This is a genomic window from Arthrobacter sp. NEB 688 (genome assembly GCF_013201035.1).
GTDB lineage: Bacteria > Actinomycetota > Actinomycetes > Actinomycetales > Dermatophilaceae > Phycicoccus.
This window is the reverse complement of the sequence record NZ_CP053707.1, coordinates 2,986,488-3,005,578: the sequence shown is the minus strand read 5'-3', so window position 1 is coordinate 3,005,578 and position 19,091 is coordinate 2,986,488. Positions and strand designations below refer to the sequence as shown.

22 protein-coding genes are annotated in these 19,091 nt (G+C 75.3%); 19 read left to right on the top strand and 3 right to left on the bottom strand.

Going from position 1 to position 19,091, the window contains the following annotated elements; translation table 11 throughout:
- Window positions 1-17: 17 nt before the first annotated feature.
- Entirely contained in the window at window positions 18-833 is an 816-nt protein-coding gene (locus HL663_RS14135; protein WP_286175639.1) for an endo alpha-1,4 polygalactosaminidase, read from the bottom strand.
- Between the two features lie 687 nt (window positions 834-1,520).
- Here HL663_RS14135 and HL663_RS14130 point away from each other — a divergent pair.
- The 16 genes from HL663_RS14130 (at window position 1,521) to HL663_RS14055 (ending at window position 15,807) form a co-directional block, all read left to right on the top strand.
- A complete protein-coding gene (locus HL663_RS14130; RefSeq protein WP_502709030.1) occupies window positions 1,521-2,936 on the top strand; it encodes a replication-associated recombination protein A in 1,416 nt (471 codons plus the stop codon).
- A 48-nt stretch (window positions 2,937-2,984) separates the two neighbouring features.
- Complete coding sequence (locus HL663_RS14125) at window positions 2,985-3,299, top strand: TraR/DksA family transcriptional regulator (protein ID WP_173028972.1); 315 nt, start codon at window positions 2,985-2,987, stop codon at window positions 3,297-3,299.
- Window positions 3,300-3,353: 54 nt separating this feature from the next.
- A complete protein-coding gene (locus HL663_RS14120; RefSeq protein ID WP_173028971.1) occupies window positions 3,354-3,719 on the top strand; it encodes a DUF948 domain-containing protein in 366 nt (121 codons plus the stop codon).
- Window positions 3,720-3,721: 2 nt separating this feature from the next.
- On the top strand, window positions 3,722-4,051 hold the full coding sequence (locus tag HL663_RS14115; protein ID WP_173028970.1) for a hypothetical protein: 330 nt from the start codon (window positions 3,722-3,724) through the stop codon (window positions 4,049-4,051).
- Between the two features lie 104 nt (window positions 4,052-4,155).
- On the top strand, window positions 4,156-6,846 hold the full coding sequence (alaS, locus tag HL663_RS14110; protein WP_173028969.1) for an alanine--tRNA ligase: 2,691 nt from the start codon (window positions 4,156-4,158) through the stop codon (window positions 6,844-6,846).
- Complete coding sequence (ruvX, locus tag HL663_RS14105) at window positions 6,846-7,379, top strand: Holliday junction resolvase RuvX (RefSeq protein ID WP_173028968.1); 534 nt, start codon at window positions 6,846-6,848, stop codon at window positions 7,377-7,379. Before alaS ends, ruvX begins: the two co-directional genes overlap by 1 nt.
- Window positions 7,376-8,551 (top strand): endolytic transglycosylase MltG, encoded by a 1,176-nt coding sequence (gene mltG, locus HL663_RS14100; protein ID WP_173028967.1) that lies wholly within the window; start codon window positions 7,376-7,378, stop codon window positions 8,549-8,551. The genes ruvX and mltG overlap by 4 nt, the downstream gene beginning before the upstream one ends.
- On the top strand, window positions 8,545-9,372 hold the full coding sequence (locus HL663_RS14095; RefSeq protein ID WP_353654103.1) for a shikimate dehydrogenase: 828 nt from the start codon (window positions 8,545-8,547) through the stop codon (window positions 9,370-9,372). Before mltG ends, HL663_RS14095 begins: the two co-directional genes overlap by 7 nt.
- Window positions 9,369-10,052, top strand: a complete 684-nt coding sequence (locus tag HL663_RS14090) for a prepilin peptidase (RefSeq protein ID WP_173028966.1) — start codon at window positions 9,369-9,371, stop codon at window positions 10,050-10,052. The genes HL663_RS14095 and HL663_RS14090 overlap by 4 nt, the downstream gene beginning before the upstream one ends.
- A gap of 24 nt (window positions 10,053-10,076) precedes the next feature.
- A complete protein-coding gene (aroC, locus tag HL663_RS14085) occupies window positions 10,077-11,306 on the top strand; it encodes a chorismate synthase (protein WP_173028965.1) in 1,230 nt (409 codons plus the stop codon).
- Window positions 11,306-11,812 (top strand): shikimate kinase, encoded by a 507-nt coding sequence (locus HL663_RS14080; RefSeq protein WP_173028964.1) that lies wholly within the window; start codon window positions 11,306-11,308, stop codon window positions 11,810-11,812. Before aroC ends, HL663_RS14080 begins: the two co-directional genes overlap by 1 nt.
- Window positions 11,809-12,888, top strand: a complete 1,080-nt coding sequence (aroB, locus tag HL663_RS14075; RefSeq protein ID WP_173028963.1) for a 3-dehydroquinate synthase — start codon at window positions 11,809-11,811, stop codon at window positions 12,886-12,888. Before HL663_RS14080 ends, aroB begins: the two co-directional genes overlap by 4 nt.
- Window positions 12,889-13,026: 138 nt before the next feature.
- Window positions 13,027-13,983, top strand: coding sequence for a type IV toxin-antitoxin system AbiEi family antitoxin (locus tag HL663_RS14070; protein WP_173028962.1), 957 nt, complete (start codon window positions 13,027-13,029; stop codon window positions 13,981-13,983).
- A 296-nt stretch (window positions 13,984-14,279) separates the two neighbouring features.
- Window positions 14,280-14,840 (top strand): elongation factor P, encoded by a 561-nt coding sequence (efp, locus tag HL663_RS14065; protein ID WP_173028961.1) that lies wholly within the window; start codon window positions 14,280-14,282, stop codon window positions 14,838-14,840.
- 3 nt (window positions 14,841-14,843) lie between these two features.
- On the top strand, window positions 14,844-15,257 hold the full coding sequence (gene nusB, locus HL663_RS14060; RefSeq protein ID WP_173028960.1) for a transcription antitermination factor NusB: 414 nt from the start codon (window positions 14,844-14,846) through the stop codon (window positions 15,255-15,257).
- 58 nt (window positions 15,258-15,315) lie between these two features.
- Window positions 15,316-15,807 (top strand): GNAT family N-acetyltransferase, encoded by a 492-nt coding sequence (locus HL663_RS14055; protein ID WP_173028959.1) that lies wholly within the window; start codon window positions 15,316-15,318, stop codon window positions 15,805-15,807.
- 22 nt (window positions 15,808-15,829) lie between these two features.
- Here the strand turns inward: HL663_RS14055 and HL663_RS14050 are convergent, their stop codons facing one another.
- Window positions 15,830-16,027 (bottom strand): hypothetical protein, encoded by a 198-nt coding sequence (locus tag HL663_RS14050; RefSeq protein ID WP_173028958.1) that lies wholly within the window; start codon window positions 16,025-16,027, stop codon window positions 15,830-15,832.
- Window positions 16,028-16,195: 168 nt separating this feature from the next.
- On the opposite strand from HL663_RS14050, the gene HL663_RS14045 reads away from it, so the two are divergent.
- A complete protein-coding gene (locus HL663_RS14045; RefSeq protein ID WP_173028957.1) occupies window positions 16,196-16,570 on the top strand; it encodes a hypothetical protein in 375 nt (124 codons plus the stop codon).
- Window positions 16,571-16,585: 15 nt separating this feature from the next.
- On the opposite strand, the gene HL663_RS14040 is transcribed toward HL663_RS14045, so the two are convergent.
- Entirely contained in the window at window positions 16,586-17,341 is a 756-nt protein-coding gene (locus tag HL663_RS14040; protein ID WP_173028956.1) for a metallophosphoesterase family protein, read from the bottom strand.
- A 156-nt stretch (window positions 17,342-17,497) separates the two neighbouring features.
- Between HL663_RS14040 and pyrR the strand changes: the two genes are divergently transcribed.
- Both pyrR and HL663_RS14030 read left to right on the top strand, forming a co-directional pair.
- Window positions 17,498-18,109 (top strand): bifunctional pyr operon transcriptional regulator/uracil phosphoribosyltransferase PyrR, encoded by a 612-nt coding sequence (gene pyrR / locus HL663_RS14035; protein WP_173028955.1) that lies wholly within the window; start codon window positions 17,498-17,500, stop codon window positions 18,107-18,109.
- Window positions 18,106-19,050, top strand: coding sequence for an aspartate carbamoyltransferase catalytic subunit (locus HL663_RS14030; RefSeq protein WP_173028954.1), 945 nt, complete (start codon window positions 18,106-18,108; stop codon window positions 19,048-19,050). The genes pyrR and HL663_RS14030 overlap by 4 nt, the downstream gene beginning before the upstream one ends.
- The last annotated feature ends 41 nt before the right edge of the window (window positions 19,051-19,091 follow it).

Sequence of the window (19,091 nt, the reverse complement as noted above, 5' to 3'; positions counted from 1 at the left end):
GGATGGCACGGGGGAGGTCAGCGCGTGGGGGCCGGGCACTCGCGGCGCACGTACCCCGGCTCGCCGGCCGGCACGAGGTCGAGGTCGCGGCGGACCGGGCGCAGGTCGGCCCAGGTGGTGCAGGCGGCGGTGAGGCCCGCCTCGCCGTACTCGACGAGGACGACCCGTCCGTCGTAGGCCTCGACGAAGGGGCCGCACTCGGCGTAGCGACCGCACTCCTCGACGACCGCGAAGTCGGTGACCGTACCCGCGAGGCGGTCGGTCAGCTCGACGGCGTTCTTCTGGCCGACGGCGAGCCCGGCTTGGTGCGCGACGTCGGCGAGCGCGGTGACGAAGGAGACGGCGTCGTCGGCGGTGAGCAGCCCGTCCGAGCGGGTCCAGGAGTCGAGGTTGTCGAGCTCGACGGCGGCGAACCCGGCCGCGGCGCAGCTCTCGAGCCAGGGTTCGAGGACGGCGAGGAGCTCGCGGCGGGCGTGCGGGCGGATGTCGAGGAGGGTCTCGTCCCACGCGTCGTCGACGACCGGCGTGCCGCCGGGGTGGCGCAGGACGAGGCCGGGGTGCTCCTCGAGCCACCAGTCGGTGGCGTCGGGCTGGGCCTGGAAGGCGTTGACGTAGCAGACCGGGTAGGCGCCGGCCGGCTGGTCGGTGCGGTCGCGGACGACGACGGCGACGCCGGGCGGGACGGCCGAGGTGCCGCCGAGCTGGTAGTCGACGCCGGCGCCGCGGGGGAGCGGGCGGACGGCGGGGTGCGCCGGCGAGGCGCGGGTGGCCTCGACGGGGTCGGCGTCCTGGGCGGCTGGGGCACACCCGAGGGCGCACAGGACCGACGCCACCCCGACGATGGCGCGAACGGCCCCTGCCCGCACGCTGCGCACGCCCCAGTGGACCGCAGCGGACCTCCCCGCGCAAGGGGTGTCGGGTCGGAGGTGCCAGCGGGTTCCGGCACCGGGGCCATCCCGCCCTGCCGGGGTCCCCTCGCCCCGCCGGGGTGCCGTGGCAGGACGGCACGGCGAGGTCGGGTCGGCATGGCGAGACCTAGTCGGCGCGACAAGGGGAGACCGCGTCCGCAGCCGGTGCACCCTCTGCGGGCCGTTCTCCGCGCGACCTGCCCTGGTCCGCGCGCGACCGCACACGCACCCGCGCAGGTCGCCCGGAGAAGGGGTCGTCTCCCGACCTCCACGCACCCGGGGAGGTTTCCCTCCCGCGATGCAAGGAGTGGTCGCGGTCCGGGAGGTTTCGCTCCCGCGGTGGCGACGGCTGGTTGCATCCCGGGAGGTTTCGCTTCCGCGGTGGCGGCGAATGGTTGCGGTCCGGGAGGTTTTCCTCCAGCGGGGTCGGGAGTCCGGGGCGCCACACTGTCGGCCGGGTCCGCTGGTCCGCTCCGGCCGGGCGCGCGGGCATCCGGGTGCTTCTCCGTGCGACCTGCGCGGGTCCGCGCGCGACCGCACCCGGACCCGCGCAGGTCGCGCGGAGGAGGGGCAGCGGGCGGGGACGTCCGGACCCGGCGCTAGCCTCGCGGGGTGGCACAGGACGGGACCGACCTCTTCGGCGCGGCGGCGCAGGCCGCGGGTGCCGACGTGCCGTCGTCCGTCGTGCCGCCGCTCGCCGTCCGGATGCGCCCGCGCAGCCTCGACGAGGTGCGCGGCCAGGCCGACGTCCTGCGCCCGGGCAGCCCGCTGCGCCGGCTCGTCGAGGGCAGCGGCGGCGCGGCCGGCCCGCTGTCGGCGATCCTCTGGGGCCCGCCCGGCACCGGCAAGACCACGCTCGCCCACCTCGTGGCGACGGCCTCCGAGCGCGAGTTCGTCGAGCTCTCGGCCGTCACCGCCGGGGTCAAGGACGTCCGGCAGGTCATGGAGCAGGCCCAGCGCACCCGCGACCTCTACGCCCGCCAGACCGTCCTCTTCCTCGACGAGATCCACCGGTTCACCAAGGCCCAGCAGGACGCTCTCCTGCCCGGTGTCGAGAACCGCCAGGTCGTCCTCGTCGCCGCCACGACCGAGAACCCCAGCTTCTCGGTCATCGCCCCGCTCCTGTCGCGCTCGATGCTCGTCACCCTCGTGTCGCTCACCGACGACGACGTGGCCGACGTGCTCACCCGCGCCGCCGCCGACGAGCGCGGCCTCGCCGGCGCCTACGAGCTGGCCGACGACGCCCGCGAGCACCTCGTGCGCCTCGCCGGCGGTGACGCCCGCCGCGCACTGACCTTCCTCGAGGCCGCCGCCGGGGTCGCCGACGACTCCGTGGCCCCGGGGGCGCAGCGCCCCGAGCCGCTCGTCGTCACGCTCGCCCACACCGAGCAGGCGGTCGCGCACGCCGCGGTCCGCTACGACCGCACCGGCGACCAGCACTACGACGTCGCCTCGGCGCTCATCAAGTCGATGCGCGGCTCCGACGTCGACGCCGCCCTGCACTACCTCGCCCGGATGCTCGAGGCCGGCGAGGACCCGCGCTTCATCGCCCGGCGCATCGTCATCTCGGCCTCCGAGGACGTCGGGATGGCCGACCCGACCGCGCTGCAGACCGCCGTCGCCGCGATGCACGCCGTCGCGCAGATCGGCATGCCGGAGGCGCGGATCATCCTCGCCCAGGCCGTCGTCCACAACGCCCTGGCGCCGAAGTCGAACGCCGCGTACGGCGGCATCAACGCCGCGATCGCCGACGTCCGCGCCGGGCGCGGCGGCTCGGTGCCGCTGCACCTGCGGGGGAGCGGCTACGGCGGCGCGAGCCGGATCGCCGAGGCCTCGGCGCAGGCCGCGGGCCGGAAGAAGGCGCCCGTGTACGTCTACGCCCACGACGAGCCCGACGGCGTCGCCGCCCAGCAGTACCTGCCGGACGACCTGCACGGCGCCGCCGACTACTACCACCCGACCGACCGCGGCTTCGAGGCCCGGCTCCAGGAGCGGTGGCGCTGGCTGCGGGAGCGCCTCGGCCGCTGAGCCGCCCGCGCCGCCGAGCAGCCCCCTCGACTGACCTACGGTGGGGGGATGGACCCCGACGCGACCCTGGCCACCCACGAGGAGCAGCTCGAGGCCGACCTCGCGACGCTGACCGCCGCCCCGCCCGAGGGCGAGAACCTCTCCTTCGGCAAGCGCATCGGCGACGGCACGTCCCTCGCGGTCGACCGGCTCTCGGCCGTCGCGGTGCAGGAGCAGCTCCTCGACTCCCTGGCCCAGGTGCGCCGGGCCCGCGCCCGCGTCGCCGACGGGACCTACGGCACCTGCGAGGTCTGCGGCGAGCCGATCCCCGCCGCCCGGCTCGAGGCCCGTCCGTGGGCCGCCCGCTGCGTCCGCCACGCCTGAGCCCTGCGGGAAGGGGTGCACCCGCCCGAACACCGCCCCGGTAGGGTCGACGCCATGGACGTCACGCTCGGAGGGATCGCGGGACTCGTCGCCGCGCTCGCGTTCGCCTACCTCGTCGTCCGGGTCGCCGGGCTCGTCGGCAAGGCCGGCCGGATCCTCGACGAGGCGCGCGAGAGCGTCCGCACGACGACCGAGAACGTGCAGCCGACGCTCAAGAGCCTCACCGACACCGTCGGGCTGACCAACGACCAGCTCGCGCGGGTCGACGCCATCACGAGCTCGGTCTCGACGATGACGACCAACGCCTCGGCCCTGACCTCGGTCTTCGCCGCGACCGTCGGCTCGCCCCTCATCAAGGTCGCGGCCTACAGCTACGGCGTCCGCACCGCGGTGCGCGGCCTGCGCAAGGTCTCCTCGTGAGGATGCGCACCGCCGTCGGCGTCGCCGTCCTCGCGGGCGCCGCGTCCGTCCTCTGGCGCCGCCCGGCGACCCGCCGCTTCGTCGCGACCGTGCGCGAGTCCGCGACCGAGCGCGAGGCCCAGCTGCGCGCCGCCGTCGAGACCGCCGTCCGCGAGGACGCCACGACCCGCGCCCCCCGCCACGCCGCCGACGCCCGCGTCCCCGACCTCGAGGTCGACGCCGGCTGGGGCGGGGGCGAGGGCCGCTCCCTCACCCCCGACGAGGCGCGCGCGCTGCTCCTCGACCCCGCCGGCCGGGCCCGCGACGCCGGACCCGCCGACCGAGCTCGGTAGGGGCAGCCGCCCCCGCCTCCGCACGCCCGTCACCCCCCTCGTGCGCGCACCGGCCTACGATCGAGGCTGCCCGCGCACGGACGACCCCCAGGACTGAACCCGACATGGAAACCTCCGAGATCCGCCGCCGCTGGCTCGACTTCTTCGAGCGCAACGGCCACACCGTGGTCCCCTCGGCGCCCCTCGTCCACGACGACCCGAACCTGCTGTTCGTCAACGCCGGCATGGTGCCCTTCAAGCCGTACTTCCTCGGCCAGGAGACCGCGCCCTACGACCGCGCGACGAGCGTCCAGAAGTGCGTGCGCACCCAGGACATCGAGGAGGTCGGCAAGACCTCCCGGCACGGCACGTTCTTCCAGATGAACGGCAACTTCTCCTTCGGCGACTACTTCAAGGAGAAGGCCATCTCCCTCGCCTGGGAGCTCGTGACGACCCCCCAGGACCGCGGCGGCTTCGGCCTCGACCCGGAGCGCATCTGGCCGACCGTCCTCGAGGGCGACGACGAGGCCCTCGGCATCTGGCACGAGCAGGTCGGCGTCCCGCTCGAGCGCATCGTGCGCCGGGGCCTGGCCGACAACTACTGGCACATGGGCGTCCCCGGCCCGGGCGGCCCCTGCTCCGAGATCTTCTACGACCGCGGGCCGGAGTACGGCCCCGACGGCGGCCCGGCCGTCGACGAGGACCGGTTCATGGAGTTCTGGAACCTCGTCTTCATGCAGGAGAACCTCACCGAGGTCCGCACCAAGGTCGACTTCGACGTCAGCGGCCCGCTCCCGCGCAAGAACATCGACACCGGGATGGGGCTGGAGCGCATCGCGTCCATCCTCCAGGGCGTCGACAACATGTACGAGATCGACGAGGTCTACCCGGTCCTCGCCCGCGCCGCGGAGATGACCGGCAAGGAGTACGGCACCCGCTCGGGGCACTCGGCCGGCTCGAGCCACCCCGACGACGTGCGGCTGCGCGTCGTCGCCGACCACGTCCGCTCCTCGCTCATGCTCATCGGCGACGGCGTGACGCCGGGTAACGAGGGCCGCGGGTACGTGCTGCGCCGGATGCTGCGCCGTTCGGTGCGCTCGATGCGCCTGCTCGGCTACGAGGACCCCTGCCTGCCCGAGCTGCTCCCCGTCTCGCTCGAGCGGATGAAGCAGTCCTACCCCGAGCTCGAGGCCGGCTTCGACCGGATCGCGCAGATCGCCTACGCGGAGGAGGAGGCGTTCCGCCGCACGCTGGCGTCCGGCACGACGATCCTCGACACCGCGGTCGCCCGGACCAAGGAGTCCGGCGGCACGGTGCTCGCCGGCGACCAGGCCTTCCAGCTGCACGACACCTACGGCTTCCCCATCGACCTCACCCTCGAGATGGCGGCCGAGCAGGGCGTCGAGGTCGACCGTGACGGCTTCACCCGCCTGATGCAGGAGCAGCGCCAGCGCGCGAAGGCCGACGCGAAGGCCAAGAAGTCCGGCCACGTCAACACCGAGGTGTGGCGCGACCTGCGCGCCCTCGGCGCCACCGACTTCCGCGCCTACCACGAGCTGAGCAGCGAGGCGAGCGTCGTCGGCCTCGTCGTCGGCGGCGAGCGGGTCGAGGAGCTCGAGCCGGGCACGCGCGCCCAGGTCGTCCTCGACCGCACCCCGTTCTACGCCGAGTCCGGTGGCCAGGTCGCCGACGAGGGCGTCATCACCGCCGACGGCCTCGAGCTGCGCGTCCTCGACGTGCAGCGCCCGGTCAAGGGGCTCATCGCGCACACCGTCGAGGTCGTCTCCGGGGCGCTGCGCCCCGGCTCGTCGGTCCTCGCGCAGGTCGACCGCGACTGGCGCGTCGCGGCCTGCCAGGCGCACTCCGGCACGCACGTCGTCCACGCGGCGCTGCGCCAGGTGCTCGGCCCGTCGGCGCTGCAGTCCGGCTCGTACAACAAGCCCGGCTACCTCCGCCTCGACTTCGCGTGGGGCCAGGCGCTCTCGCCCGAGACCCGCAGCGAGATCGAGGAGGTCGCCAACCTCGCGCTGCGCCAGGACCTCCCGGTCTCGGCCACGTACATGCCGCTGCCGCAGGCCCGCGAGATCGGCGCGCTCGCGCTCTTCGGCGAGACCTACGACGAGGACGTCCGCGTCGTCGAGATCGGCGGCCCGTGGAGCCGCGAGCTCTGCGGTGGCACGCACGTCGCGCACTCCAGCCAGATCGGCGCCCTCACCCTGACCGGCGAGTCCTCCGTCGGCTCGGGCGTGCGCCGCGTCGAGGCGTTCGTCGGGATGGACGCGCTGCGCCACCTCGCGAAGGAGCGCGCCATCGTCGCCGAGCTGACCGGCCAGGTCGGCGGGCGTCCCGACGAGCTCGCCGAGCGCGTCGCCGGCCTCCTGGGCCGGCTGCGCGACGCCGAGCGCGAGCTCGACCGCCTGCGCAAGGAGCAGATCCAGGCCCGGGCCGGCTCGCTCACCGACCGCGCCCGCGACGTCGGCGGCATCACCTTCCTCGGCCACGACGCCGGGGACGCCGGCGCCGACGACGTCCGCACGATGGTCCTCGACCTGCGCGGCCGCCTCGGCGACGAGCGCCCCTCGGTCGTCGCCATCACCGGTGTCGCCAAGGGCCGTCCGGTCGTCGTCGTCGCGACGAACCCCGCGGCGCGCGAGCGCGGCGTCAAGGCCGGCGAGCTCGTCCGCGCGGCGGCCCAGGCCCTCGGCGGCGGCGGCGGCGGCAAGGACGACATCGCCCAGGGCGGCGGGCAGGACCCGGCCAAGGTCGGGGAGGCGCTCGCCGCGGTCGAGTGGCGCGTCGGGGAGATCGCCGGCTGATGCCGGGTCCCGGCGAGGGGACGGTACGCGGCGCCCGGCTGGGCGTCGACGTCGGCTCGGTGCGTGTCGGGGTCGCCACCAGCGACCCCGACGGTCTCCTCGCGACACCGCTCGAGACGGTGCCCCGCACGTCCGAGGCACCGGCCGCCGCGGGCGACGCCGACGTCGAGCGGGTGGCCGCGCTGGTCGCCGAGCACGCCGCCGTCGGGGTGGTCGTCGGGCTGCCGCGCTCCCTTTCCGGGGACGAGGGACCCGCCGCGGAGCGTGCGCGCACGTATGCTTCCGTGCTGGCGGTGCGCGTGGCACCCGTCCCGGTGCGGCTCGTCGACGAGCGGCTGACGACGGTCGACGCGCACCGGATGCTCCGGCAGAGCGGTGTGGCCGGGAGGCGGCAGCGCGCCGTGGTCGACCAGGCCGCGGCGGTGCTCATCCTCCAGGCCGCGCTCGACGCCGAGCGGTCGACCGGCGCCCCCGCGGGGGAGCAGGTCGGCGGACGACGGCGCAAGCCACGGACGAAGGGCACGACGACGTGAGCCACGACTTCACCGAGACCATCTTCGGTGACGAGGAGACCCCCGACCGGGGCCAGCCCACGCGCCGTCGCGAGGTGCACTCGCGCGGCCGCCGGCCCCGCCGCCGCGGCCGTCGGCTCGTCGCCCTCCTCCTCGCCCTCGGCCTCATCGGCGGCGCCGCCTACGGCGCCTGGACCGTCCTCGGCCCCGGGGTCAGCGGCCTCTTCGACGACGAGCCCACCGACGTCGACTTCGCCGGCCCCGGCGAGGGCGAGGCGCGGGTCGTCATCCAGCAGGGCGACACCGGCGAGACCATCGCCACCACGCTGCGCAACGCGGGAGTGACCAAGACGCGCACGGCCTACCTCGACGCCGTGGCCGCCGACCCGACGACCGCGGCCGGCATCCAACCCGGCACCTACGTCATGCTCAAGGGGATGCGAGGCGTCGACGCGTTCACCTTCCTCGCCGACCCCGAGAACCGCTCCGCGAAGCGGGTGACCATCCGCGAGGGCCTCTGGAAGAAGGAGGTCTTCGCCGCGCTCTCGAAGGCGACCGGGGTCAAGGAGGCCGACTACGAGAAGGCGGCCAAGAACGCCTCGGCCATCGGCCTGCCGAAGGCCGCGAAGGGCAACGTCGAGGGATGGCTCTTCCCCGCGAGCTACGAGTTCGACGACAGGACGACGGCGCAGGACCAGCTCGAGCAGATGGTCGCGCTGACCGTCAAGGCCCTCGAGGACACCGGCGTCGCCGAGGAGGACTGGGAGGAGACGCTGACCATCGCCTCGATCGTCGAGGGCGAGGTGAGCGGCGACGCCGACCGCGGCAAGGTCGCCCGCGTCGTCCTCAACCGCCTCGAGGGCGGTCCGCCGAGCTACGGCCTGCTGCAGATGGACTCCACCGTCCACTACCTCGCGCAGCAGCGCGGCAAGGCCGGCACGAGCGACTCGCAGCGCGCCTCGGACAGCCCGTACAACACCTACAAGGTCCAGGGCCTGCCGCCCGGCCCGATCGGCAACCCGGGTCAGGCGTCCATCGAGGCCGCCGCGAACCCGACCCCCGGCGACTGGGTGTTCTTCGTGACGGTCGACCCGAGCACCGGCGAGACCAAGTTCGCCACGACCTCGGCCGAGCACGACCGCAACGTCCGCGAGTTCCAGCAGTGGTGCTCCGACAACCCCGGCCAGTGCTGAGGGCCGCGGTCCTCGGCTCGCCCGTCGCGCACTCCCTCTCGCCCGTCCTGCACGCGGCCGGGTACGCGGCGTGCGGCCTCGACGGCTGGGAGTACGGGCGCCACGAGGTCGACGCCGCCGGCCTGCCCGGGTTCCTCCACGGCCTCGACGACTCCTGGCGCGGGCTCTCGCTGACGATGCCGCTCAAGGAGGCGGCGCTCGAGGTCGCCACCGAGGTCTCCGAGGTCGCGCGCCGCGCCGGCGCCGCCAACACCCTCGTGCGCCGGGCCGACGGTGGCTGGGACGCGACGAACACCGACGTCGAGGGCGCCGCCGAGGCGCTGCGACCCCACCTGCGCGCCGACCCCCGTCGGGCCCTCGTCCTCGGGGCGGGCGCCACGGCGCGCTCGGTCGTGCTCGCGCTCGCCGGGCTCGGGGTCACGACGCTGACCGTCCGCGCGCGCGACACCGCGAAGGGCGCCGACCTCCTCGCGTGGGCGCTCGACGCGGGCATCGGCATCCGCAACGGGTCGGTGGCCGCGATCGACGCCTGGGTCACGACCAAGGACGACGTCGTCGTCTCCACCGTGCCCCCCACCGGCGGCGAGGACGTGGCCGCCACCGTGCCCGCGCACCACGAGGGGGTGCTGCTCGACGTCGTGTACGCCGGCTGGCCCACCCCCGTCGCGCGCGCCGCGTCGGACGCCGGGATGACCGTCGTCTCCGGGCTCGACCTGCTCGTGCACCAGGCCGCCGCCCAGTTCACCCTCTTCACCGGCCGGCCCGCCCCGGTCGAGGCGATGGCCGCCGCCGGGCTCGCGGCCCTCGGGAGCCGCGCGTGACGCCGTGGTGGGTCGCGGTCCTCGCCGCCCTCGTCATGGGTGTCGTCGGCCACCTCACCGGCCGCGAGCTCGCCACCGGCGGCTACCGCATCCCGGAGGACGAGGCGACGCACCCGCCGGGCAACCCCTGGTGGACCGGCCCCGCGACGGCCGCGCTCGCCGCGCTCGCCGTCTGGTCGGTCGGCGACCTCGGCGGATGGGCCGCCCTGCCGCCCTTCCTCCTCTTCGCCTGGCTGACCGTGGCCCTGGTCTGGATCGACCTCGACGTCCACCGCCTGCCCGTCGGGCTCGTCGTCCCGACCGGCGCCGCGCTCGCCGTCCTCCTCGCCGTCGCCGTCGTCGCGACCGGGGGCCCGCGCTGGCAGGGAACCGTCGTCGGCGCCCTCGTCATGGGCCTGTTCTACGTGCTGCTCGGCATCATGCCGGGGGGTGGCGTCGGCGGCGGCGACGTGCGCCTGGCCCCCGTCATCGGCGCGCTGCTCGGCTTCCTCGGCGGCGCGCACGTCGTCGTCGGGATGGGCGCCGGCTTCCTCGTCGGCGGGCTGGCGGCCGCGGCCCTGCTCCTGCTGCGGCGGGTCGGGCTCGGCTCGGCCATCGCCTACGGTCCGGCGATGTGCCTCGGGGCGTGGGCCTCGGTCGCGCTGACGCCTCGCATCGTGACCGGCCTCGCGGGGGGCTGACCCCTCCGTGTCAGGATGGGCGGCATGCTGCGCTGGCTGACCGCGGGCGAGTCCCACGGACCCGCCCTCCTCGCGACCATCGAGGGCCTCCCCGCCGGGGTCGAGGTGACGACCGCCGACATCGCGGGCGCCCTCGCCCGTCGCCGCCTCGGCTACGGCCGCGGCGCCCGGCAGAAGTTCGAGCAGGACGAGGTCGAGGTGCTCGGCGGGCTGCGGCTCGGGCGGACGCTCGGCTCGCCGGTCGCCATCCGGATCGGCAACACCGAGTGGCCCAAGTGGCGCACCGTCATGAGCCCCGACCCGGTCGCCGCCGCCGACTACGCCGCCTCCGACGACGTCAACGCCGAGAAGGAGGTGGCCCGCAACCGGCCCCTCACCCGGCCGCGCCCCGGGCACGCCGACCTCGTCGGGATGCAGAAGTACGGCTTCGAGGACGCCCGCCCGGTGCTCGAGCGCGCCTCGGCCCGCGAGACCGCCGCCCGCGTCGCGCTCGGCGCCGTCGCCGCCGCCTTCCTCGAGCAGGCCTACGGCATCCGGCTGCTCTCGCACACCGTGGCCATCGGCACGGCCGGCGTGCGCGACGACGCGCCGCTGCCCGGGCCGGACGACGTGGCCGCCCTGGACGCCGACCCGGTGCGCGCCTTCGACGCCGAGGGCTCGGGCGCGATGGTCGCCGAGGTCGACGCCGCTCACAAGGACGGCGACACGCTCGGCGGCGTCGTCGAGGTCGTCGCCGTCGGGGTGCCCCCGGGTCTCGGCTCGCACGTCCACTGGGACCGCCGGCTCGACGCCCGCCTCGGCGCGGCGCTCATGGGCATCCAGGCGATCAAGGGCGTCGAGGTCGGCGACGGCTTCCGCACCGCCGCGCGCCGCGGCTCGCAGGCCCACGACGAGATGGAGCGCGGCGACGACGGCGTCATCCGCCGCCGCACCCTGCGCGCCGGCGGCACCGAGGGCGGGATGTCGGTCGGCGGCGTGCTGCGCGTGCGCGCGGCGATGAAGCCCATCTCGACCGTGCCCCGCGCCCTCGACACCGTCGACGTCGCCTCCGACGAGCCCGCGACCGCCATCCACCAGCGTTCCGACGTCTGCGCCGTCCCGGCCGCCGGCGTCGTCGCCGAGGCGATGGTCGCGCTCGTCCTCGCCGAGGCCTGCCTCGAGAAGTTCGGCGGCGACTCCGTGGCCGAGACCGCCCGCAACCACCGCGCCTACCTCGACGCCATCCCGGCGTCGATGCGCACCTGGGAGTCCTGATGCCCCGCGTCGTCCTCGTCGGCCCGCCCGGCTCCGGCAAGACCACCACGGGGGAGGCGCTCGCCGCGCTGCTCGGGGTGCCCTTCCACGACACCGACGCCGCCGTCGAGGCCGCGCAGGGGCGCACCATCGGCGACATCTTCGTCGTCGACGGCGAGCCCGCCTTCCGCGAGCTCGAGCGCGCCGAGGTCGCGCGGTCGCTGGCGGAGGAGCCGGGGGTCGTCGCGCTCGGTGGGGGAGCGCCGGTCGACCCGCTGACCGAGCCGCTGCTGGCCGGCCACACGGTCGTCTTCCTCCAGGTCGGCATCGCCGACGCCGCCAAGCGCATCGGCCTGGACCGCTCGCGCCCGCTGCTCGCCGTCAACCCGCGCGCCTCGTGGGTGCGCCTCATGGGGGAGCGCCGCGGGATCTACGAGCGGGTCGCGACGCACGTCGTCGACACCGCCGGCCGCGCGGCCGACGACGTCGCCGCCGAGATCGCCCGCCTCCTCGGGGCGCCCGCGTGAGCGAGCCGGTCGTCATCCCCGTCGGGGACCTGCACGACGTCGTCATCGGGCGTGGCGTGCTCGACCGGGTGGACGGGCTCGTGCCCGAGGGGGCGCGGCAGGTGCTGGTCGTCGGGCCCGACGGGCTGGACCGGTACTCGCGGCCCGTGGCCGAGTCGCTGCGCGCGGCCGGGCTCGTCGTCCACGAGGCGAGCGTCCCCGACGCCGAGCGGGCCAAGAACGCCGAGGTCGCCGCGTCGCTCTGGGCGGTGCTCGGGCAGCAGGCGTTCACCCGCACCGACGCCGTCGTCGCGGTCGGCGGCGGCACCGTCACCGACCTCGCCGGGTTCGTCGCCGCGACGTGGCTGCGCGGGGTGCCGGTCGTCCACGTCCCGACGACGCTGCTCGCGATGGTCGACGCGGCGGTCGGCGGCAAGACGGGCATCAACACGGCCGAGGGAAAGAACCTCGTCGGCTCCTTCCACACGCCGGCCGGGGTCGTCTGCGACCTCGACGTCCTGGAGACGCTGCCGCGCGCCGACCTGGTCGCCGGCCTCGCCGAGGTGCTCAAGGGCGGGTTCATCGCCGACCCGCGCATCCTCGAGCTCGTCGAGGCGGCTCCGGAGGACGCCGTGCGCTGGGACGCACCGGTCCTCGACGAGCTCGTGCGCCGCAAGGTCGCGGTCAAGGCCGAGGTCGTCGCGGGGGACCTGTGCGAGGCCTTCGCGCGTGAGGTGCTCAACTACGGGCACACGCTCGGGCACGCGGTCGAGCAGGTCGAGGGCTACCGGCGCCGGCACGGCGAAGCGGTCGCCATCGGGATGGTCTTCGTTGCCGAGCTCGGTCACCGCACCGGCACGGTGTCGGACGAGCTGCTCGCGCGGCACCGCTCGGTGCTGACGTCGGTCGGGCTGCCGACGACGTACGACGCCGCGCCGTTCGAGGAGCTGCTGGCGGTCATGGCCCGCGACAAGAAGTCGCGCGGCGCGCGGCTGCGCTTCGTCGTCCTCGACGGTCTCGCGCACCCGGTGCGCCTCGAGGGGCCGGAGGAGTCCCTCCTGCGCGACGCCTACGCCGCCCTCGCCCCCGCCCACTGACCCCTTCTCCGCGCGACCTGCGCGGGTCCGGGCGCGACCGCAGGGGCATCCGCGCAGGTCGCCCAGAGGAGAGCGCGGTCGGCCCGGGCCTGTGGATGACGGCCGCGCCGCGGGGCTCGGACGTGCCACCGTCGGCGGATGCTCGGTGACCCCGCACCCACCCCCTTCGACCCCGCGCTGCTGCGTGGGGCCCCGGACCTGCGGCCGCTGGGCATCGACCCGGGGCGCGAGGGCTGGCACCACGTCCGGCACGGCGCGTGGGTCGAGGAGGCGGTGTGGGGTGGGCTGACGCCCGAGCAGCGTCACGCGGCGCTCGTCCACGCCACCGACCTCGCCGCGCGGCGTCAGGGGCGTCACGTCTACGTGCTGGAGTCGGCGGCGGCCGTGTGGGGCCTGCCGGTCATCGGGGGGTGGCCGCGGCACGTCAGCGTGCTCCGCAGCCGCCCCGAGCAGCGGGGGTCCGCCGTCGTCCGGGTGCACGTCGGCCTGCCGAGCGGCGGCGTGCCGAAGGACGGCGTGCGCGTCACCGGGGTCGCGCGCACCGTCGTCGACCTCGCCCGGATGCGCTCCTTCGAGTCCGGTCTCACCGCCGCCGACCACGCCCTGCGCCACGGGCTGGCCTCGCCGGGCGACCTCGCAGCCGCTGCCGCCGAGGTCCCCGCGCGCGTCTGGGGACGGCCGCGGGCGCTGCTCGTCGCCGAGCTCGCCGACGGCCGCTCGATGTCGCCGGGCGAGAGCCTGTCGCGGGCCCGGATGTACACCCTGCGCCTGCCGCGGCCCGAGCTCCAGGTGCCGCTGGAGGACGACGACGGGTTCATCGGCCTCGGTGACTTCGGGTGGCCCGGGGTGGTCGGGGAGTTCGACGGGCGGCGCAAGTACGCCGTGCCCGACGGCGCGGACGCGGCGGCGGCCGAGCAGGCGCTGTGGGCCGAGAAGCTGCGCGAGGACCGCATCCGCCGTCGGTGGCGGCTCGCGCGCTGGGTCTGGGCCGATGCGCTCGACGAGGCGCGGATGGCGCGCATCCTGCTGGCCCAGGGCGTGAAGCCGGTGCCGCGGCCGCGGTGGGTCGACCTGGCCGCGCGCGACGCGTCCTGACGTCCCGGTGGCGCCCGATGGCGCCGGGTGGCGGCGGGTGACGTCCCGGCGGGCCCCGCGCCCTCCTGCGCCCCCTTCTCCGCGCGACCTGCGCGGGTCCGGGTGCGGTCGCACGCGGACGAGCGCAGATCGCGCGGAGCAGCGGGTGGGGTGGAGGGTCGCATCGGGGGTCGGCGTGGTCCGGGGGGTCGGGCCCGGGACGGTACGATGGCCGCTGATCCCCCCACCCCTCGCCGGGGTGACGCGCGCCCGCCACCGGCGGCGCGCCCCACCGAGACACGAGAGAGATCCCGCACGTGGCATCGACCAACGACCTCAAGAACGGCCTCGTCCTCAACCTCGAGGGCCAGCTCTGGACCGTCATCGAGTTCCAGCACGTCAAGCCCGGCAAGGGCCCGGCGTTCGTGCGCACCAAGCTCAAGAACGTCCTCAGCGGCAAGGTCGTCGACAAGACCTTCAACGCCGGCGTCAAGGTCGAGACCGCGAACGTCGACAAGCGCAACATGCAGTACCTGTACAACGACGGCCAGGACTTCATCTTCATGGACGGCGACACCTACGACCAGATCTCGGTCACCCCGGAGGTCGTCGGCGACGCCGCGAAGTACATGCTCGAGAACCAGGAGGCGACCGTCGCCCGCCACGACGGGTCGGTGCTGTTCATCGAGCTGCCGGCCTCCGTCGTCCTCGAGATCACCTACACCGAGCCCGGCCTGCAGGGTGACCGCTCCACCGGTGGCACCAAGCCCGCCACGCTCGAGACCGGCGCCGAGATCGCGGTGCCGCTGTTCCTCGAGACCGGCACCAAGGTCAAGGTCGACACCCGCGACGGCTCCTACCTCGGTCGGGTCAGCTGACCCGTGGCCGCCCGCACCAAGGCCCGCAAGCGCGCCCTCGACCTGCTGTTCGAGGCCGAGCAGCGGGGCGTCGACGCCGCGGAGCTCCTGCGTGAGCGGCTCGCGAAGCCCGTCACCGAGCACGCGCTGCCCGAGCTGACGGCCGACCTCGTCTCCGGGGTCTCCGAGCACCGCGACCAGATCGACGAGCTCATCACGACCTACGCGCAGGGCTGGTCCCTGCAGCGGATGCCCGCCGTCGACCGCAGCATCCTGCGGCTCGGCGCGTGGGAGGTCCTGTACTCGCCGGACGTCCCCGAGGCCGTGGCCATCAGCGAGTGGGTCTCGCTGGCCACCGAGCTCTCGACGGACGACAGCCCGCGCTTCGTCAACGGGCTCCTCGCCCGGCTCGCCGAGGTCAAGCCGACCCTCGCCTGAGGCCGGTCGCCCGGAACCCGGTTGCACCGGACGGGCCGGGAGGGGCACCGTCGCCGTCGTGACCGTCCGCCCCGCCACCGCCGCCGACCTGCCGTTCCTCGGCCCGCTCGAGGACTCCGGGGACCGGCAGTTCGCCGAGCTCTTCGGGGGGCTGGACTGGCCGCCGGCCGACTCCGGCGCCGAGCGAGCCGCCGTCCCGGGCTTCCTCCTCGTCGCGACCGACGGCGCGCAGGTCGTCGGGTTCGCGCACGTCCTCGACCTCGCGGGCCACTGGCACCTCGAGCAGCTGTCGGTCGAGCCCGGGCACCAGGGCCGGGGTCACGGCGGCGCCCTCCTCGAGGCGGCCGTCGCCGGCGTGCGCGAGCGCGGCGGGGCGGAGGTCACGCTCATGACGTACGCCGACGTCCCGTGGAACGGCCCGTTCTACCGGCGCCGGGGCTTCGTCGAGATCGAGGCGCCGGCGCGCCTCGCGCCGATGCTCGCGACCGAGGAGCGGATGGGCCTGGCCCGGCACGGGCGGCGCACCGCGATGGTCCGCCCCACCCGCTGAGCCCGTCGGGTGGGCGAGCCCGTCAGCGGGCGCCCGCGCTGGCGAAGACGACCTCGGGCCACGGCGAGGCGACGAGCCACGCCCGGTAGGCCTCGGCGTCGGCGTCCGCCGGCGGGAAGAGCGGCTGGCGACCGGGGGTCGTCGCCGGCGACGGCGCGAGCGCGAGGTCGGAGCCCTGGCACGTCGGGGCACCTGTCGTGGGGTGAGCGGTGGTCGTCATCGGGTCCTCCTCCGGCGGTCGATCGGGCGGTGCGTCGCACCAGTGCATCACAGTGTGTTACCTGATGCATAGCAGTGCATTATGCGTCTCACGACGCGGATGACATCGGCCACCGGCGCCGCGGCCCGGGGCTGGCGTCCGCCGGGCCGGTCGTGGTCGACTGTGCGGATGAGCACGCTCGGGCCGCGCCTGGCCGCCGCGATCGCCGCGAAGGACGCCGGGGCCGTGCGCTCCCTCGTCGCCGACGACGTCGACTTCCGCGGCCTCACTCCCGGCCGCTCGTGGGAGGGCGCGAGCGCCGACGAGCTCGTCGAGGTGCTCTTCGGGTCGTGGTTCGAGCCGGCCGACGAGGTCCGGGCCCTGCTCGACGTCACGGTCGGGGCGCCCGTCGAGGACACCCACCGGGTCTCCTACCGGCTCGCCCTGCGCACCCCCGACGGCGAGTTCACCGCCGAGCAGCAGGCCTACTACCGCACCGCCGACGAGCGGATCACCCACCTGCGCATGCTCTGCTCCGGCTTCCGGCCGCACGCGGCGGGCTGACCTGCCCGGGCTCGGTCAGCGCCCGTCGCGGGGTGCGAAGACCGTCAGCGCCACCGCGTCGGAGTGCTCGCCACGGACGTACTCGTCGACCCACGCCCGGGCGTCGGGGTACGAGGACTCGGCGACGACGCGCTCGCACACCGCGTCGACGTCGACCGCGGTGTGCCGCAGCGAGACCTGCCCGTCACGCAGGAGGGCCCACGGCCCGCCGACGCGTCCGTAGGGCATCCCGATGCTCCCGGGGTTGACGACGAGCCGACGGTCGACGAGCCGCGCGAAGGGCATGTGCGTGTGCCCGCAGCAGACGGTCCGCACCTCCTCGGGCACGTCCGCGAAGGCCTCGGCCCATCGCTCGAGCCGGGTGTCGACGAGCACGACCTCGTCGTCGTCGCGGGGGCTGCCGTGGCAGAACAGCACGTCGCCGAACCCGGCGACCGGCCGGACGACGGGGTGGGGGAGCGCGGCGAGCAGCGCCACCTGGTCGGGGCGCAGCACCTCGCCCGCGAACACCGACTCGGGGTGCTCGCACCGCCCACCCCGCGCGACCTCGACCACCTCACGGTCGGCGTTGCCCCGGACGAGCAGCACCCGGTCGCCGAGGTCGGTCAGGGCGTCGAGCGTCTCGACGGGCATCGGCCCGGACACGAGGTCTCCCGTCACGACGACGAGGTCGGCCGCGCGCACGTCCGGCTCGGCGAGCACCGCCTCGAGGACCGGCAGGACCCCGTGCGGGTCGGACAGGAGGGCGACGGAGCGGGCGACGGGGGCCATCCACCGACCCTAGGTGCGCGTGCGTCCGTCGGGCGGGCGGAGTGCGCCCGCACCGCCGGGGGCCGCTAGAGTGGCAGCCGCAAGACCGTACGACGTCCTTTAACGACCTGTCCCGTGAGGCAGGGAAGGAGGTCCGCGCCCGTGCGCGCTGACGACATGCTGCCCACCGCAGACGATGCCGCCGCTCCCGGTGCCCCGCGCACCGTCATGAGCGAGCCGGACGTCGCGAGAGCCCTCCGCCGCATCGCCCACGAGATCGTCGAGCGCAACAAGGGCGCCCACGACCTCGTGCTGCTCGGCATCCCGACGCGGGGCGTCGAGCTGGCCCGCCGGCTCGCGGCCCTGCTCCACGAGGTCGAGGGGGTCGAGGTGCCGCTCGGCGCGCTCGACATCACGATGTTCCGCGACGACCTGCGCCACCAGCCGACCCGGGCCCCGATGCCGACGCGCATCCCGCCGGGCGGCGTCGACGACCGCGTCGTCGTCCTCGTCGACGACGTCCTCTACTCGGGCCGGACCATCCGCGCCGCGCTCGACGCCCTCGCCGACCTCGGCCGCCCCCGCGCCGTGCGCCTCGCGGTGCTCGTCGACCGCGGCCACCGCGAGCTGCCGATCCGCGCCGACCACGTCGGCAAGAACCTGCCGACCGCCCACACCGAGCGGGTCATGGTGCGGCTCACCGGGGTCGACGACGACGGCGACTCCGTGACCATCGCCTCCGGCGAGACCCGCGCCGGCCGCCCCTCGACCCCGGGAGGCCCCCGATGAGGCACCTGCTCTCGAGCGCCGACCTCACCCGCGACGACGTCCGCATGCTCCTGGCCACCGCCGCCGAGATGCACGACGTGCAGCGCCGCGACGTCAAGAAGCTGCCGACCCTGCGCGGCCGGACGATCATCAACCTCTTCTTCGAGGACTCCACCCGCACCCGCAGCAGCTTCGAGATCGCGGGCAAGTGGATGAGCGCCGACACGATCAACATCACCGGCAAGGGATCGTCGGCGAGCAAGGGCGAGTCCCTGCGCGACACGGTGATGACGATCGACGCGATGAGCGTCGACTGCGTCGTCATCCGGCACATGGCGAGCGGCGCCGCGCACCAGGTCGCGCAGTGGGTCGACGCGAGCGTGGTCAACGCCGGCGACGGCACCCACGAGCACCCGACCCAGGCCCTCCTCGACGCCTACACGATGGAGCAGCGGCTCGGCAGCCTCGAGGGCCGCCGGGTCGCGATCGTCGGCGACCTCACGCACAGCCGGGTCTTCCGCTCCAACGCCATCACCCTGCGCCGCCTCGGCGCCGAGGTCACCCTCGTCGCCCCGCCGACGCTCATGCCGAGCGGCATCCGGCCGTGGGCCGAGCGCGACGGCCTGCACCTGACCGACGACCTCGACGCCGTGCTCGCCGCCGGCCCCGACGCGGTGATGATGCTCCGCGTCCAGCGGGAGCGGATGAGCGGCGGCTTCTTCCCGACCCCGAGGGAGTACACCGTGGGCTACGGCCTCACGCGCGAGCGGCTGCGCGCCCTGACCGACGCCAACCCCGAGGCCGTCATCTGCCACCCCGGCCCGATGAACCGCGGCCTCGAGATCAGCGCCGACGCCGCCGACGGCGCCCGCAGCCTCGTCCTCGACCAGGTCTCGGCGGGGGTGGCGGTGCGGATGGCCGTGCTCTACCACCTGCTCGCCGGCGAGGGGGTGGCCGCATGAGGGGCACCCCACGAAGTTCTTCCCCCGCTGCGCTCCTCCAG

Coding starts and splice junctions, on each gene's coding strand:
- HL663_RS14125 (WP_173028972.1), top strand. CDS start 2,985: ATGGACCCCGACGCGACCCTGGCCACCCACGAGGAGCAGCTCGAGGCC.
- HL663_RS14120 (WP_173028971.1), top strand. CDS start 3,354: ATGGACGTCACGCTCGGAGGGATCGCGGGACTCGTCGCCGCGCTCGCG.
- HL663_RS14115 (WP_173028970.1), top strand. CDS start 3,722: ATGCGCACCGCCGTCGGCGTCGCCGTCCTCGCGGGCGCCGCGTCCGTC.
- alaS (WP_173028969.1), top strand. CDS start 4,156: ATGGAAACCTCCGAGATCCGCCGCCGCTGGCTCGACTTCTTCGAGCGC.
- ruvX (WP_173028968.1), top strand. CDS start 6,846: ATGCCGGGTCCCGGCGAGGGGACGGTACGCGGCGCCCGGCTGGGCGTC.
- aroC (WP_173028965.1), top strand. CDS start 10,077: ATGCTGCGCTGGCTGACCGCGGGCGAGTCCCACGGACCCGCCCTCCTC.
- HL663_RS14080 (WP_173028964.1), top strand. CDS start 11,306: ATGCCCCGCGTCGTCCTCGTCGGCCCGCCCGGCTCCGGCAAGACCACC.
- HL663_RS14070 (WP_173028962.1), top strand. CDS start 13,027: ATGCTCGGTGACCCCGCACCCACCCCCTTCGACCCCGCGCTGCTGCGT.
- HL663_RS14050 (WP_173028958.1), bottom strand. CDS start 16,027: ATGACGACCACCGCTCACCCCACGACAGGTGCCCCGACGTGCCAGGGC.
- HL663_RS14045 (WP_173028957.1), top strand. CDS start 16,196: ATGAGCACGCTCGGGCCGCGCCTGGCCGCCGCGATCGCCGCGAAGGAC.
- HL663_RS14040 (WP_173028956.1), bottom strand. CDS start 17,341: ATGGCCCCCGTCGCCCGCTCCGTCGCCCTCCTGTCCGACCCGCACGGG.
- pyrR (WP_173028955.1), top strand. CDS start 17,498: ATGCTGCCCACCGCAGACGATGCCGCCGCTCCCGGTGCCCCGCGCACC.
- HL663_RS14030 (WP_173028954.1), top strand. CDS start 18,106: ATGAGGCACCTGCTCTCGAGCGCCGACCTCACCCGCGACGACGTCCGC.